Source organism: Knoellia sp. B-D-2, assembly GCF_057714695.1.
Window position 1 is genome coordinate 2,555,237 of the sequence record NZ_CM173189.1, and the last position, 14,448, is coordinate 2,569,684.

15 protein-coding genes and 1 pseudogene are annotated in these 14,448 nt (G+C 66.6%); 10 read left to right on the forward strand and 6 right to left on the reverse strand.

Annotation, left to right across the window (positions count from 1 at the left end; all coding sequences use genetic code 11):
• Positions 1–7 precede the first annotated feature (7 nt).
• Positions 8–799, forward strand: coding sequence for a ceramidase domain-containing protein (locus tag AC3EU2_RS12115; protein WP_488176552.1), 792 nt, complete (start codon positions 8–10; stop codon positions 797–799).
• Between the two features lie 63 nt (positions 800–862).
• Here AC3EU2_RS12115 and AC3EU2_RS12120 read toward each other — a convergent pair.
• The 3 genes and pseudogenes from AC3EU2_RS12120 to AC3EU2_RS12130 form a co-directional block, all read right to left on the reverse strand.
• Positions 863–1,261, reverse strand: a pseudogene (locus tag AC3EU2_RS12120) (malate dehydrogenase); the annotation flags it as partial.
• A 202-nt stretch (positions 1,262–1,463) separates the two neighbouring features.
• Positions 1,464–2,210, reverse strand: coding sequence for a glycosyltransferase (locus AC3EU2_RS12125; protein ID WP_488179481.1), 747 nt, complete (start codon positions 2,208–2,210; stop codon positions 1,464–1,466).
• 899 nt (positions 2,211–3,109) lie between these two features.
• A complete protein-coding gene (locus AC3EU2_RS12130; protein ID WP_488176553.1) occupies positions 3,110–4,258 on the reverse strand; it encodes a nucleotidyltransferase family protein in 1,149 nt (382 codons plus the stop codon).
• Between AC3EU2_RS12130 and AC3EU2_RS12135 the strand changes: the two genes are divergently transcribed.
• From AC3EU2_RS12135 to AC3EU2_RS12165, 7 genes are all read left to right on the forward strand, one after another.
• Positions 4,196–4,498 carry a PqqD family protein gene (locus AC3EU2_RS12135; protein WP_488176554.1) on the forward strand — a complete coding sequence of 101 codons (303 nt, stop codon included), beginning with the start codon at positions 4,196–4,198 and terminating at the stop codon, positions 4,496–4,498. The two genes, AC3EU2_RS12130 and AC3EU2_RS12135, sit on opposite strands and share 63 nt — an antisense overlap.
• 6 nt (positions 4,499–4,504) lie before the next feature.
• Positions 4,505–6,373 (forward strand): asparagine synthetase B family protein, encoded by a 1,869-nt coding sequence (locus tag AC3EU2_RS12140; RefSeq protein WP_488176555.1) that lies wholly within the window; start codon positions 4,505–4,507, stop codon positions 6,371–6,373.
• A gap of 105 nt (positions 6,374–6,478) precedes the next feature.
• Positions 6,479–6,604 (forward strand): hypothetical protein, encoded by a 126-nt coding sequence (locus AC3EU2_RS12145; RefSeq protein WP_488176556.1) that lies wholly within the window; start codon positions 6,479–6,481, stop codon positions 6,602–6,604.
• A gap of 24 nt (positions 6,605–6,628) precedes the next feature.
• The gene (locus AC3EU2_RS12150; protein WP_488176557.1) at positions 6,629–7,771 is read left to right on the forward strand and encodes a 50S ribosomal protein L11 methyltransferase; all 1,143 of its coding nucleotides are present in this window, start codon (positions 6,629–6,631) and stop codon (positions 7,769–7,771) included.
• The gene (locus AC3EU2_RS12155) at positions 7,768–8,682 is read left to right on the forward strand and encodes a hypothetical protein (protein WP_488176558.1); all 915 of its coding nucleotides are present in this window, start codon (positions 7,768–7,770) and stop codon (positions 8,680–8,682) included. Before AC3EU2_RS12150 ends, AC3EU2_RS12155 begins: the two co-directional genes overlap by 4 nt.
• A complete protein-coding gene (locus AC3EU2_RS12160) occupies positions 8,679–10,487 on the forward strand; it encodes an ABC transporter ATP-binding protein (RefSeq protein WP_488176559.1) in 1,809 nt (602 codons plus the stop codon). The genes AC3EU2_RS12155 and AC3EU2_RS12160 overlap by 4 nt, the downstream gene beginning before the upstream one ends.
• 55 nt (positions 10,488–10,542) lie before the next feature.
• The gene (locus tag AC3EU2_RS12165) at positions 10,543–10,938 is read left to right on the forward strand and encodes a lasso peptide biosynthesis B2 protein (RefSeq protein ID WP_488176560.1); all 396 of its coding nucleotides are present in this window, start codon (positions 10,543–10,545) and stop codon (positions 10,936–10,938) included.
• 253 nt (positions 10,939–11,191) lie between these two features.
• Here AC3EU2_RS12165 and AC3EU2_RS12170 read toward each other — a convergent pair whose 3' ends face one another.
• Positions 11,192–12,181, reverse strand: coding sequence for a malate dehydrogenase (locus AC3EU2_RS12170; RefSeq protein ID WP_488176561.1), 990 nt, complete (start codon positions 12,179–12,181; stop codon positions 11,192–11,194).
• A gap of 84 nt (positions 12,182–12,265) precedes the next feature.
• Between AC3EU2_RS12170 and galE the strand changes: the two genes are divergently transcribed.
• Entirely contained in the window at positions 12,266–13,279 is a 1,014-nt protein-coding gene (gene galE, locus AC3EU2_RS12175) for a UDP-glucose 4-epimerase GalE (RefSeq protein WP_488176562.1), read from the forward strand.
• On the forward strand, positions 13,246–13,725 hold the full coding sequence (locus AC3EU2_RS12180; protein ID WP_488179482.1) for a GNAT family N-acetyltransferase: 480 nt from the start codon (positions 13,246–13,248) through the stop codon (positions 13,723–13,725). Before galE ends, AC3EU2_RS12180 begins: the two co-directional genes overlap by 34 nt.
• Here AC3EU2_RS12180 and AC3EU2_RS12185 read toward each other — a convergent pair.
• Entirely contained in the window at positions 13,671–13,901 is a 231-nt protein-coding gene (locus tag AC3EU2_RS12185) for a HepT-like ribonuclease domain-containing protein (protein WP_488176563.1), read from the reverse strand. The two genes, AC3EU2_RS12180 and AC3EU2_RS12185, sit on opposite strands and share 55 nt — an antisense overlap.
• A gap of 94 nt (positions 13,902–13,995) precedes the next feature.
• Positions 13,996–14,325 carry a nucleotidyltransferase family protein gene (locus tag AC3EU2_RS12190; RefSeq protein WP_488176564.1) on the reverse strand — a complete coding sequence of 110 codons (330 nt, stop codon included), beginning with the start codon at positions 14,323–14,325 and terminating at the stop codon, positions 13,996–13,998.
• Between the last annotated feature and the right edge of the window lie 123 nt (positions 14,326–14,448).

The window sequence follows — 14,448 nt, forward strand, 5'->3', positions numbered from 1 at the left end:
TGACGGGGTGGCGAGACGAGATCGGCGACCGCTCGCGCTGGCCGCGGCCACGGCCGTCCTCTCGCTCGCCGCAGTCCTCGCGGCAGCGCGGTGGGGCTGGCTCGGAGCGGACGTCGGCCGCGGGGACGGCTTCTGCGAGGCCGCCCGCCCGGGCTGGATCCGCCAGCCGGCCAACACCTGGAGCAACCTCGGCTTCGTCGTGTCCGGGCTGGCCGTGGCCGGCCACGCGGGCAACCGAGCCCGTCTGGGTCTCACCCTCGGCAGGCACCCCGGACTCGCCACCGCCTTCGCCGCGCTCGTCGTGCTGCTCGGACCGGGGAGCATGGCGATGCACGCGACCCAGAGCGACCTCGGCGGGCACCTCGACCTGCTCAGCATGTTCCTCGTGTCGGGATTCGCCCTCGCCTACGCCCTCATGCGCTTCCTCGGGAAGCGGCCGGCGTTCTTCGCAAGCGTCTTCGCCGCGGCGGTGCTCGCCGGGATGGCGGTCGACCTGCGCGGAGGCAGCCTCCCCGTGCTCGGCCACGTCGGGAACGCCGCCTTCGCGGTGCAGCTCTGGATGGCGGTGGGCCTGGAGGTGGCCCTCGCCCGACGGCCGGGGGCGCGCCAGGACCGGTGGTGGGCGCTCGCCTCCGTCGGGACCCTCACGGCCGCCTTCGCGATCTGGACGACCGGGATGCGCGGCCACGCGTGGTGCCGCCCCGACACGCTGCTCCAGCAGCACGGCGCCTGGCACCTCATGTGCGCGGCCGCGGCCTTCCTGCTCTTCCGCCACTACGCCGCCGAGCGGACCCCGTGACGCGAGCACGCGGCATACGAAGGATCTCGTATGCCGCGTGCTCGCGTTGCGCTGTGCGCTCGCTCAGATGAGCCCGAGCTCCTTGACGGCGTCGCGCTCCTCGGCGAGCTCGGCCACGGAGGCGTCGATCTTGCCGCGGGAGAAGTCGTCGATCTCCAGGCCCTGCACGATGGACCACTGGCCGTCCTTGACCGTGACCGGGAAGGAGGAGATGAGCCCTTCCTCCACGCCGTAGGAGCCGTCGGAGCGGACCCGCCATCGAGACCTGGTCGCCGTGGCAGTGCCCTGCACCCAGGTGGGGCGGTCGATGGTCGCGGACTCGGCCGTCGCGGCGGAGGACGCGCCCGCGAGCCTCGCTGATTGCGCTGCGCCGCGCTTGGCAACGGTGGGGATGAAGGTGTCGGGGAGCCAGCTCTGGGTAGCGGATGTCGAGAGGCGGCCGACGGCGCGCCCCGCCCTCCGACAAGCTTCGCACCCACGACGGCAAGGCACCGAGCCTGTGAGGGAGGGCACCTCGCAGGACCACCGTTCTCCCGAGCCCCAACGAGACGCGATGCTGGCCTTCGGGAGCGTGTCACCTCGCAGCACCAAGTCTCTGTGCACTGGGAGTAGGTCGCGTCCACGCAGACGATCGGGATGGCAAGGGCGGAGTGACGGGAGTCTGTCACGGCCCCGATCTGGGGGGCCGAGGGGTGCGACTTCCCCGGGCCGCTCGACCTTGCGGGACGTCGCGCTTCATCTGGATGGCAAGATCGAACAACGGTCCTCGGTGCATCTGCTCTGCGTGCCAGCTGGAATATGTGGAGAGAACTCTCTTGCGTTGCCTCTCCAGCTCTGCAGTCGACAGCACGCTCATCTCGGCAACGGCTCGCAGCAAGGGGCCTGTGTCATCGACGTCGATGATTCGCCCTCCGCCGGCCTCGACCACCGAAGTCCAAATGGTTGTGTCAGGAATCAACACCGGACAGCCCACTGACATCGCTTCTGCTATCGCGTGCCCGAAATTCTCGCCGCGGGTGGGAAGAATCATGGCGTGGCTTTGTTGGAGGATGTCAAAAACCTTCGCCTCCGCGACGTGACCGAGTGTTGTGACGTGAATATGCGCATTGAGGCTTCGTAGTCGAGAACTGCATTTCGCCCAATATCTCGTATCTTCCAGTTCACCCACCACAAGATGTGGAGAGGGCCATTGAACTGCTCGGCTGCGTGTAGCAACAGTTCGAAGTTCTTGATGGGAACCATGCGTGCGACGAAGGCGACCGTAAAGACTTTGGCGGGACGAAACGTGACTTTGACAGCGGGACTCGGGCCGAGGTCGCTCGAGACCAGGACGGGGACGTCTTGACCTGCGAAATCGCGGATGTCCGCGGCCTCTCGGCTGTTGGATGCATGCCAGATCACCTTCAGATATCTCAGCACAAGCGCTTCAATTCTGCCAACCGGCGCTTTCTTCCACTGTTTGATGGCGCGCGCGGCCAGCGCGAGTTCCCCCCGAGGTGCGATGAGGATGTTGGGGCGACGCTGGCCACGGAATATGAGAAGCGCCAGGGGCAGCAGCGAAAAAAGCGGCGAAAATACGCTGTTCACGTAGACGAGTTCCGTGTCTGCAAGGTGCTGCCAGATCGTGCGCGCGACGACAACCGGCTTCGCCTGGACCCGGTGGATGCGCGCCACGCCCCCAACTCCTTCATAGGAGTGGACGAGCTTGCCGAAGGGAACATCATCTCCCAGATCATGATCGCGGGTGACGACATTGAGGTCGTGTCCAGCGACCTCACGGTCGATCTCTCTCGAGAGAGATTTGACCGGCCCTCCAGCCTTCTCGGCGGGAGGAAAGAAGTCGGCGACTATCAGGACTTTCATCAATACCTTGATGCGTGCCATGGAGGGTTCGCCAAATCAGCCCAAGCAGCGACGAGGCAGAGGGATGGAGGGGGAACCAAGGCCTCGACTCCTCGTGGACGATGCCCGCACCGGACACAACGTTGTCCGGTCGCTGCAGCTCCTTTAGTTTGGGGACCACAAATTCGAGCGGTGCCGTGGCCTGGGCGTCGACAGTTCCCTTCGCCATTTGTGGCTATCACGTGCATCCCACGACTCCTTCTGCCCCTCTGTGTCACGGACTTGGGTCACGCAGGGTGTGCTATGTCTCTCGGGATGGTGGGCGACCCGGACCAGGATCGGCTCGCAACTTCGAAGGCTCCCTCTCGAAACGAATCTGAGCCATCGATGCCCCACTACCCTACAGAACCGTGTCCTTGACTCATCGGACTGCGGGCCAGTGGTGAAGGGAGCGCCCGCCGCTGTTGCTCAGCCGCTACGTCGAGCGCGCCGGCGGCCCCTGTACACCAGTAGGAGAATGCCCGGGGTGCGGGCAGCCAGCCCGAACACGCGCACTACCAGTGCCGCGGCGAATCCCCACGGGCCCTGGCGCGCGAGGGGGCTTTTCACACGGAGAAGTTCTGGAGGCGGGAACGCCATGTCGAACACGACGCGGACCCGTTGGCGCCAACTGAGCACCCCGCCGAGCCGGTGGGTCAGCATCCAGGCACGACCCACCTGCGCTGGGTCTGCGCCGGATTGGACGAGGGCCCGGGTCGCCACCTCAGTCGTCAGTGTGGACGAGAGCCGTAGGCGCTTGGCCAGCTCCCGGCCCACCCCATGACCTGACAGTCCCATCGTGAACGACGGCAGAGCATCGACCGCTTTGGCCCGCCGCATCGCCTCAGCCCAGACCTCGTCATCGAACATCGACAGGGCAGTGGCAAGATCGGTCCCCGATTTCGCATCCCTTCCGACAGAGGTGTCGTTCAGCGCGACGATCAGCGCACATCCAGCCGCATCGGGGACTCGGACTCGATGCCCGCCAACTTCCAGGAACTCGGTGTGCTGTTCGACAATGTCCCACCACGCCGGCCAGTTGGCTACCCCGTGAAAACCGCGGTGCAGGTCCACCTCGGTGGGGATCGCTCCTCCTCGTACCCAAGTCGACCCCTGCGCCCACGTCGTTGCACCAAGTTGAAACTCACCCGCTTGGGAGGTGAAGCCGAGATCCTTCAGCAGGTCCTCGACACGATTAAACGTTTCGGGGCTGACCAGGAGGTCGACGTCGGAGTACGGGCGGGTCTCAGGCGCCGATGGATAAAGCAATCGCGCGGTGGCGGGACCCTTGAGCAACACCACGCCGATGCTCCCCGCTTCGGCAGCCGCCACGACCTCTGCAGTCGCGGCGTCAAGATGGATGGCGTGGACCGCGCGCTCGACATGGGCCGGTATCGCGGCTCCCAAGATGACCCCTCGTGCTAGCCCTGCGTTAGCATCTGATCCGCAACTGCTACCGCCGTGGCGGTCAGTGAACTCTATCAACGCGTGACCAGTGCAACGGAGGAAGCCTTGATGAGCGCTAGCCGCCCTGACGAATCGAGCGTGGATGGAACGAGGTTGCTTCGCGCCGCCCAAGGCGTGATGAGGCGCAGCGCTGGAGACGAGACGGTTCTGCTCGACCTGGACAGTGAGGAGTTCTTCGGCCTCGACCAGGTCGGGGCCGAGGTGTTCGAGTTGTTGGAACAGCCCCGGAGTCTGAATGAGCTGGTGGACACTCTGGGTGCCGACTACGACGTCGATCGCGACACGTTGGAGCGCGACATCCGAGCGCTTCTCGCGGAGCTCATCGACTGCAAGCTCGTGGTCGGTGCCTGACCAGGCGTGAGCGGGTTCGCTGCCCGTCTTGATCTCGTCGGCCGAACGGCCGAGGACTCTGTCGCTGCGATGGCGGGCGCCATCGCCTACCGAGGTCAAGACCGCCGTGCATCTCAGGACGTGGGGCTGTGCGCTCTCGTGCACGCGGCCGGATGGACGACGTTGGAAGCCGAGCAGGAGCACCAACCCCAACGCCATGTGGCGCGAGACATCTGGCTGGTTGCAGATGCCCGCATCGACAACCGGGTCGAACTCGCCCGTCAACTGCGTGGGCGTGCGCGGCACCCCCTCGTCACCGACGCGGACCTCATCCTTGCCGCCTACGCGTGCTGGGGTAGCGGCCTCGTGGATCGGCTCGTAGGGGACTTTGCCTTCGCGGTGTGGGACAACGAGCGCGAGGAACTGCTTGTGGCCCGCGACCCGGTGGGGGTGCGGCCGGTGTTCTTCTCGGCGGATCCCAACGGTGTCACGGCGGCCTCCACCCTGACCGCGGTCCTTGCCTGCGTTGGGCAGCGCCCCTCGATCGACGAGGACTATCTGCACGGCTACCTGGTCGGGGAGCCGCCAAGGGACCGTTCTATCTGGTCCGGCGTTCAGCCGTTGCCACCGGGTCACATCCTCGTCGCGAGTCGTGGGTCAGTGACGAGCCGTCGCTACTGGAATCCTTCGACTGAGCCGCTGGTGCAGAGCCTTGCGGCGACAGTCGAGCAGGTCACGGCAGTATTTGATGAAGCGGTGCGAAGCCGACTGCGCACCCGCGACGGCGTGGCGTGCGACCTCAGTGGGGGTTTCGACTCGACAACCGTCACCGCGACGGCGGTCGGACTGGGCGCGGATGTCCAGGCGATCGGTCTGGCCTTTCGCGAGTACCCGGAGGCCGACGAGACGCAGTACCAGACGGCGGCGGCTGCCTTCTTGGGCATCCCGCTCCACTTCATCGAGCCGGATGCCTCCCCGACGTTGGACCTCTACGAGTACACGGAGAGACACGGCCAGCCTGTTTACGCGATCGATGCGGTCGACACGGCCGCCTGCTACACCACCTCACGTTCGCTAGGACGCTCCGTGTCTCTGTGCGGGGTCGGTGGCGACGAGCTCTTCTTTGGGCTGGACAGCGCGTCGCTGGACCTGGCAGCGAGTGGGCGACTCCGTGAGGCCGTGCGATGGGCGAGCCAGACGGGCAGGTCACGCGGTGAAGCCTTGCAGTGGATCGTTCGGTCGCTCAGTCGTGAGATGGGGGTCGGACTCGTGCGGCAAGCTGCGGACCTGCGCCCGGCCGGTCGATTGGATCAAACAGTCCTGCGGCGTCAACGTGAGCGAGCGCGTCGGGCCCGCCCTTGGCTGTCGGACCAGCCGTCGCCGAGCCCGTCGACGTCGTGGGAGCCACGACGTCGATCTCAGTCCCGCGCGGCTGCGGAGCGCCAGGGCTACTACCTGCGCGCGGCGTTCAATCCGCCGGCGTACGAGCTGACCGACCGGCTGGCCGCCGACTGCGGCGTGGAGGTTCGCTACCCGTTCCTCGACCGGCGGTTGGTTGAGCTCGGGATGCGATTGCCGGAGACACAGATCAGGATTGACGGCACGTACAGGGGGTTGCACCGGGCAGCGTTCGGGGCGCGACTCCCGGAGTCTGTTGCGGTGCGAACCACCAAGGCCGACCTGTCGCGTCCCTACATGCGCAAACTGCTCGCCGCAGTCGACCGTGAGCAGGCCATCGCAGCGCTTGAGGGACTTGGAGCCCGAGCGGACGTCCCAGCGCTCATCGGGACCTACGATCGGGCCGTTGACGCATTCCAGCCCCTGGCGGGTCAACCGAGCGGCTTTGATCTGTGGGCGGCGATCAGTGCAGGCATCGCGGTGTCGTTGGCAATTTGACCCTGCCCGACACGCATGAGGGTTGGAAATGCTATCGTCGCCCGCGAGTCATTGTGCGACACCTGACAGTGACCCTCACCGTGATCGTTTTCAATGGGAGGAATCATGAAGCACGTCGAGAGCAAGCAGTACCTGCGTCCGCAGCTCAAGCGCTACGGTGCCATCACCAAGCTCGTGCAGGGGCAAGGTGGCAGTATGGCGGACGGCATGTCCACCATGGGCATGGGCTGATCCACCGGACAGGGAAGGGGTTGCGTGTCGAGTTCGGAGCTGGTCGAACACGCGGGATATTTTCGGGATCGCTGCAAGCTGCAGGCTTATCGGAAAGCCCTCTACGACGTCGTCCGCCCGGGCGACGTCGTTGTTGATCTCGGCTCCGGTACCGGGTTGCTCGGGTTGTTGGCAGCCAAGGCGGGGGCTGGGCGCGTCTACATGGTTGACAGCGGGCCAATCCTCGGCCCGGCCCGTGACGTGGTGGTGCGGAACTCGCTGACTGACCGAGTGGTTCACGTTCGTGGACATTCGACGGACGTGGATCTGCCTGAGCGCGCGGATGTCATCATCTGCGACCAGATCGGTGGTTTCGTCTATGACGCGGGGGTGCTCGACTATTTCGCGGACGCCCGCGAGCGGCTGCTGAAACCAGGGGGGCGCCTCGTCCCTGCTGGGTTCACCCTCCATCTGGCGCCGGTGAGCGCGCCCGGGCCACGCGAGCAGGTCGACATCTGGGCCAGTCGGCCCGCCGGCTTCGACACAGACCCGTTGCACCAGCTGGCGATCAACTCCGAGTGGCGGATCGAGGCTTCTGAGGCCACCCTGGCGGGCCGTCCGGCGATCGTGGGCAAGATCGCATCGTCCTCACTGGAGCGCGTCCAGGCCACCACAACGTTCGAGTTCGAGAGCTCGGCCCACGTTGATGGCTTGCTGGGCTGGTTCGACGCCGAACTTGCGCCTGGAGTGCACCTGAGCAATGCGCCACATGTTGCCGATCGGATGCAGCGTTGGTGCAACTTCTACCCGTTGACCGAGTCGATAGACGTCCAGACCGGTGATCGGCTGGAGACCTCGATAGATTTGCGCCCCGACCCTGGCATCTTCACCTGGTCGGTCAGCTGGTTGCGGCAGGAGGAGTCCCTGCGTCGGTGGCGACAGTCCACGCTGCTGGGTCAATTTTTGGGGCCGGAGGAGCTGCTTCAGGCTGCTGATGGAAGGGTGCTCGAGCCCACCGCCGTCGCCACCGCGATCTCGGAAGCGCTGGGAAAGGTCGACGGCCACAGACCGATGGACAGCATCATTGACGAGACCCTGGCCCTGCATCCCCAGGCCTTTGTCAGCGCGGCTCGCGGTCGAACGGTCCTTCGGGAACAACTGTCGAAGTGGGCGCACGCCCGACCATGATCTATGCCGCATACGGTTTGAGGATCGACAGCAACATCGCCCTACCAGTTGCGATCGCCGCCCAGGAACGGGTGCTGTCAGATGTCAATGTGCGAGTCGGTGCAGTGGACACCTCCACCGTCACCTTTACACCCGCGCAGGGGGACGACGAATCCGACTGGGTCAGCTATGGCTGGGATCAGGGTCGCGCCGTTCTGCAGTTTCCCGAATTGGTCGCAGAGCTTTCGCCAGCAACGGCTCGAGTCGTCGTTGACCCCATCGACACAGATGATGCTGACTACATCGCCCACCTTGTCCTCGACCACGTCATCCCGCGGTGGCTTGCTCTACGGGGTGAGGTCGTCCTGCACTCTGGCTCCGTTGTTGCGCCGTCGGGCCAGGCGGTTGCCTTCGTCGGGAACAGTGGCATGGGCAAGTCGAGCACCGTCACAGGACTCGCGAAAGCGGGCTGGCGAGTCCTCGGCGACGACGCCTGCCGGATCGTCGATACAGGCGACGGCTGGCAAGCCATGCCCGCCTACCCGGGTGTGCGTCTGACTGGCGACAGCAGGACAGCGCTGATGCCCGGCCATTCCTCCTACGCCCTGGCGGCAGAGTCGGACAAGCACCGCCTGGTCCTGGACCTCCCGTTGGCGCAGGAGGCCGCTCCGCTCGCGTTGATTCTGGACCTCGGTCACACGACAGGACCGGCCACGGTGCATCGGCTCTCTCTGTCACAGGCGACAGCGACGCTGAGCCGGCACAGTTTCCTCATGGCGGCGTCCCAGGCGAGGATTGCGCCGCAGGCCTTCGAGCTTTCGAGTGCCGTGGCGACGGACATCCCTTGCCTGAGAGTGAATTTTCGTCGCAGCTGGGATGTCTATCCTGAGCTCATCGACACACTCGAGCCGTTGCTGGCAGCGGCGCCATGATCGAACACGGCAACCGGGCGACGTCCTGGAGGAGCCTGCCTGGCAACGTCCGGTTGGCAGTGGCGACGATCCGCCGGGCTGCCCCTCGCGAGTACCTCATGGTGCTGGTTGCTGCGGGCGCCTCGAGCCTGGCCCTGCTCGTCGCCATGCTCGCAGGGCGAGACCTCATCGAGAGGTTGTCATCGGACTCCTCGTTGAACGACCTAGCGTCTCTCGTGCCCGCTCTCGTGGCCCTGACTGCCGCGACAGCTGTGGCCACCATCGCAACAGTGGTGCAGACGGAGCAGCGTTGGATGCTCGGCTACCTTGTCGAACAGGAAGCCACTGGCGGCATCGTCGAAGCAGCGGCAGCGGTTCCCCTCAGCGAGTTCGAGTCGCCGGAGTTCCAGGATCACCTGCAGCGTTCATTGCGGCAGGCGGTGCACCGTCCCTGGGAGGTCGCGCAGGCGATCTCGCAGTTGACCGGCGCCTTGGCCGGAGGGGGCGCGATCGCGGTCGTCCTCGTCACAGTGCAGCCGCTCCTCATCCCTGCAGTGCTCCTTGCAGGAGTGCCGATGGCGCTGGCGACCACCCGCAACAGTCGGGCCCTCTATGAGGCTGTTCACTCGCTTACGCCGATCAACCGTGAGCGGCAGTACCTCCAGGACGTCCTCACCGGCCGTGATGAGGCCAAAGAGGTCAGGGCGTTCGGTTCCGGTCCTTACTTACGTGGCCAGTACCAGCGCCTCTACCAACGAGAGATCGCGACACTTCGCCGAGCTTCGCGACTACGCATCCAGCGCTCGCTTGTGGCCGGTGTCGGTGCGACCTTGATCACGCTGGGCGTGCTGGCTTCCCTCATTGTGATGAGTGTGCGCGGCGAGGTCAGCTTGGCCGATGCCGCCATCGGCGCGGTCGCCGTGCAGCAGCTCGCTCTTCGGGTCCGAGGGATCAACGGGGCCGTCAGTCAGATCCAGGAGGCGTCCCTTTTTCTCGGTGACTACGCCGAGTTCTTGGAGCGTGCCCGCAACGCGGCCATAAGTCACCAGAGGCCGGACCCCGGGGGTGGCGGAGGCGACGCAGGTGCCTCAGCTGTGGTGTTGTCCGACGTCTGGTTCACCTATCCCGGCTCGGACACACCCGCCCTGCGCGGCGTCAGCCTGACCATCGAACCCGGCGAGGTGGTGGCGCTCGTCGGCGCCAACGGCTCCGGTAAGACGACGGTGGCCAAACTGATCTGTGACCTCTACCAACCGCAAAAAGGGGACGTGCGCTGGCGCCAAGACGGCCCACCTCGAGTGGGAGTGATCTTCCAGGACTTCATGCGCTATCAGCTCAGCGCCCACGACAACATTGCGATGGGGGACTGCGAGCGCGTGGACGATGCGGACCACGTGGTGGCCAGCGCCCGTGCGGCACAGGCGGATCAGTTCCTTGCGACACTTCCCGGCGGCTACCGGACCACGCTCAGCCCGTCGTTCGAAGGGGGGACCGACCTCTCGGTCGGTCAGTGGCAACGGGTCGCCATGGCCAGGGCATTGTTCCGTGAGGCACCCGTGCTCGTGTTGGACGAGCCCACCGCATCCCTTGACGCATCGGCCGAACGGGATCTGATCAACAGCACGAGACGGGCTTTCGCCGACCGGGCAGTCCTCGTGATCTCTCACCGCTTCGCCAACGTCGTCGACGCCGACCAGATCTACGTGTTGGACGAGGGGCGAGTGGTCGAACAAGGCACGCACGCCGAACTCACAGCTGGCGGTGGCCGGTACGCCCAGCTGTACCGCCTCCAAGCCTCAGCCCTGGGGGTCGACGTTCATGACTAGACCGCATCCCCGCATGCGCTCCCGCCCTTCTTGGTGGATCGCAGGTGCGCAAGCCATGGTGCTGCTGCCCTCTGTGCGGGTCCTCCTGCTGGCGTTCGGCTACCGCAGAACGATGCGACATTTGATGCGGGCGGGAACGCAACAGAAACGGCCGATGAACGACGCTATCCCTGAGCCCGTAACGGAGATCGCAAGTGCGGTGACCACTGTGGCTAGGCTGGATCCACTCCGGAGCCGTTGCCTGGGCCGAGCCATCACCATTTGGTGGCTGTCACGCCGCCGCGGGCACGACCTTGAGGTGGTGATGGGCCTTGCTCCTCCGCAAGGTCAGCATCTCTCAGCGCATGCCTGGGTGGAGTATCGCGGGGTCCCGGTGAACGACACGGGCGACGTTCGCAGTCGATACGCCGTGGTACCCGTTCCGCCGCTGTTCGTGGATCCCACGGACTAGCCCCTGCGAGGCGGTCCTCGGTGAACGTGAGACCTCGGGCCGAGGAGCGTGTCCTTGGTCCTTCCAACCGCGTCTGACCGCGCGGCCAAGGCGACGGGCGGGCCCACGTCGGCACGCGTCCGGGAACCGCGTCCCGAGCGCCGGGACGCGGCGAAGTGCCCAATCCACGCCGGTGTCAGCGTGAGACGAACGCAGACACGCGGCATACGAAGGATCTCGTATGCCGCGTGCTCGCCTTGCGCTGTGCGCTCGCTCAGATGAGGCCGAGCTCCTTGACCGCGTCGCGCTCCTCGGCGAGCTCGGCCACGGAGGCGTCGATCTTGCCGCGGGAGAAGTCGTCGATCTCCAGGCCCTGGACGATGGACCACTGGCCGTCATTGACGGTGACGGGGAAGGAGGAGATGAGCCCCTCCTCCACGCCGTAGGAGCCGTCGGAGCGGACCGCCATCGAGACCCAGTCGCCGTCCGCGGTGCCCTGCACCCAGGTGCGGGCGTGGTCGATGGTGGCCGACGCGGCCGACGCCGCGGAGGACGCGCCGCGGGCCTCGATGATCGCGGCGCCGCGCTTGGCGACGGTGGGGATGAAGGTGTCGGCGAGCCAGCCCTGGTCCCCGACGACCTCGGCGGCGCTGCGGCCACCGACCTCGGCGTGGAACAGGTCGGGGTACTGGGTCGCGGAGTGGTTGCCCCAGATCGTCATCTTCTTGATCTCGGTGACCGGCACGCCGAGCTTGGCCGCGAGCTGGCTGATCGCGCGGTTGTGGTCGAGGCGGGTCAGCGCGGAGAAGCGCCCGGTGGGGATGTCGGGGGCGTTGCTCATCGCGATGAGGGCGTTGGTGTTGGCCGGGTTGCCGGTCACGGTGATGCGCACGTCGTCGGCAGCGACCTCATTGAGGGCCTTGCCCTGCGGGGCGAAGATCCCGCCGTTGGCCGAGAGCAGGTCGCCGCGCTCCATGCCGGGACCGCGTGGGCGGGCGCCGACGAGCAGGGCGAGGTTGACGCCGTCGAAGACCGTGTTCGCGTCATCGCCGATCTCGACCTTCGCGAGCGTCGGAAAGGCACAGTCGTCGAGCTCCATGACGACGCCCTCGAGCGACTTCAGCGCTGGCGTGATCTCGAGCAGGCGCAGCTCGACGGGGGTGTCGGGTCCGAGCAGGGCGCCGGACGCGATGCGGAAGAGCAGGCTGTAGCCGATCTGACCGGCGGCGCCGGTGACGGCCACCTTGACGGGTGTCGCGCTCACGATGTGTACCTCTTCGTACGGGGCAGTTGTGGTCGCTCTCGACGCTATCAGCGAGGGGCGCAGGGCCGCCCGTAGGGTGGAACCATGCGCGTTCTCGTCTCGGGTGGTGCCGGATACATCGGCTCGCACACCGTCGTCCAGCTCGTGGCTGCCGGTCACGACGTCACCGTCGTCGACTCGTTCGCCAACGCCAAGCCGTCGGTGGTCGGCCGGGTCGAAGTGCTGACCGGGACGCCGCTGGACGTGAGGTCCTTCGACCTCACCGACCACGACAAGACCGAGCACCTGTTCGCCGACGAGCGGTTCGACGCGGTCATCCACTTCGCCGGCTTCAAGGCCGTCGGGGAGAGCGTGGAGAAGCCTCTCGAGTACTACGAGAACAACCTCGTCTCGACCTTCTCCCTGGTCCGGGCGATGCGGCGCCACGGTGTGCGCAAGCTCGTCTTCTCGAGCTCGGCGACGGTCTACGGCGCCGACGCCGAGGTGCCGATGCGCGAGGACGCGCCCACCTCGGCCACCAACCCCTACGGCTGGACCAAGGTGATGATCGAGCAGGTGCTGCGCGACGTCGGCGCGGCCGACCCGACGTGGCGGATCGCGCTGCTGCGCTACTTCAACCCGGTGGGTGCCCACCCGAGCGGCACGATCGGTGAGGACCCCAGCGACATCCCCAACAACCTCATGCCCTACATCGCCCAGGTCGCCGTCGGTCGGCGCGAGAAGCTGTCGATCTTCGGGGGCGACTACCCGACACCGGACGGGACGGGCGTGCGTGACTACATCCACGTCGAGGACCTCGCCGCCGGGCACATCGCCGCCCTCACCCGCCTCGGCGCCATCGACGAGCCGGTGAGCACGTGGAACCTCGGCACCGGGCACGGCACGTCGGTCCTCGAGATGGTCCAGGCGTTCGAGCGGGCCGTCGGCCACGAGCTGGCCTACGAGGTCGTCGCGCGACGTCCCGGGGACGTGGCCGCGTCCTACGCCGACCCGTCCAGGGCCGAGGCGGAGCTCGGCTGGAAGGCGACCCGCACGGTCGACGACATGTGCGCCGACACGTGGCGCTGGCAGAGCGCCAACCCCGACGGCTACCCGTGACCCCACGGGTTCGGCGAGCCACGCGTGACGACGTGCCCGCCATCGTCGCGCTGCTGGCCGACGACCCGCTCGGGGCCGGGCGGGAGGACCTCGCTGACCCCACGGCATACCTGGCGGCCTTCGAGCGGATCGACGCCGACCCGGACCACGAGCTCGTCGTCCTCGACGACGACGGCGTCGTGGTCGGCACGCTCCAGCTGAGCCTGCTCCCCGGGCTGTCGCGGCAGGGCGCGACGCGGGCCCAGGTCGAATCGGTGCGCGTCGCGTCCACCCATCGCGGCCAGCGGCTCGGTGAGCAGCTCGTCGGCTGGGCCGTCGACGAGGCCCGTCGCCGCGGCGCCGTGCTCGTCCAGCTCAACACCGATGCCCGCCGCGAGGACGCCCATCGCTTCTACGAGCGCCTCGGCTTCGTCGCCTCGCACCTCGGGATGAAGCTCACCCTCTGACTGTCGGGCGTCATCTGGATGACATCAGGTCGGGTAGCGAAGTAGTGGTGGGCGAGGAAGTCGCGCATCCCGGCGATCCCACGCCAGTCGACCTCTGGTTCTGCCGAAGTCACCTCGGGGCTCAAGCCCTTGGCGGCCTCACCGATCTCGAGAAGCCGCATGGCCACGGCGTCCATGACGATGCCGACCGAGATGGGCCCTGCTGAAGATGCGAGCGGATTGAGTCGATCGCCTGGGCGATGTCTTCCAACCGGGCCGAGTCCGGTCGGCTCACAGCGCAACCAGGTCCTGGGTGGCCGTGACGCGAACGCGATCCTTCAGGCCATCGCGCGGGATGAGATCCACGGGAACGCCGAGGACTGCTTCGAGCTCGAGCTTGATGTTGACCATGTCGATGAGGTCGGTGCCCGACGGGAAGTCCACCAAGAGGTCGAGATCGCTGCCCTCGTGGTCGTCACCTCGGGCCGAGCTGCCGAACACCTCCGGATTGGTGACACCATGCCGTCTCAAAACATCCAGCAGTTCACTGCGGTGCGCCACGGCGCGACGGCCCGTGGGGCCGGTGAGCTGCCCTCGGGGCCGCTGTCCGGATTCGGTCATGCATCAAGCGTAGCCGGGCGGCTCCCGATGGCGGGGAGCTCCATTGTCAGACTGCGCCCGACCGGTTCTCCCGTCGGAAGCGCGTATGCCGTGTGCTCACCCTCGAGGTGAGCACACGGCATA

What these genes read in the sequence shown, in the direction of transcription:
- AC3EU2_RS12160 (WP_488176559.1), top strand. Translation starts at nt 8,679, where the DNA reads ATGATCGAACACGGCAACCGGGCGACGTCCTGGAGGAGCCTGCCTGGC.
- AC3EU2_RS12185 (WP_488176563.1), bottom strand. Translation starts at nt 13,901, where the DNA reads ATGGACGCCGTGGCCATGCGGCTTCTCGAGATCGGTGAGGCCGCCAAG.
- AC3EU2_RS12190 (WP_488176564.1), bottom strand. Translation starts at nt 14,325, where the DNA reads ATGACCGAATCCGGACAGCGGCCCCGAGGGCAGCTCACCGGCCCCACG.
- AC3EU2_RS12165 (WP_488176560.1), top strand. Translation starts at nt 10,543, where the DNA reads ATGGTGCTGCTGCCCTCTGTGCGGGTCCTCCTGCTGGCGTTCGGCTAC.
- AC3EU2_RS12155 (WP_488176558.1), top strand. Translation starts at nt 7,768, where the DNA reads ATGATCTATGCCGCATACGGTTTGAGGATCGACAGCAACATCGCCCTA.
- AC3EU2_RS12145 (WP_488176556.1), top strand. Translation starts at nt 6,479, where the DNA reads ATGAAGCACGTCGAGAGCAAGCAGTACCTGCGTCCGCAGCTCAAGCGC.
- galE (WP_488176562.1), top strand. Translation starts at nt 12,266, where the DNA reads ATGCGCGTTCTCGTCTCGGGTGGTGCCGGATACATCGGCTCGCACACC.
- AC3EU2_RS12135 (WP_488176554.1), top strand. Translation starts at nt 4,196, where the DNA reads ATGAGCGCTAGCCGCCCTGACGAATCGAGCGTGGATGGAACGAGGTTG.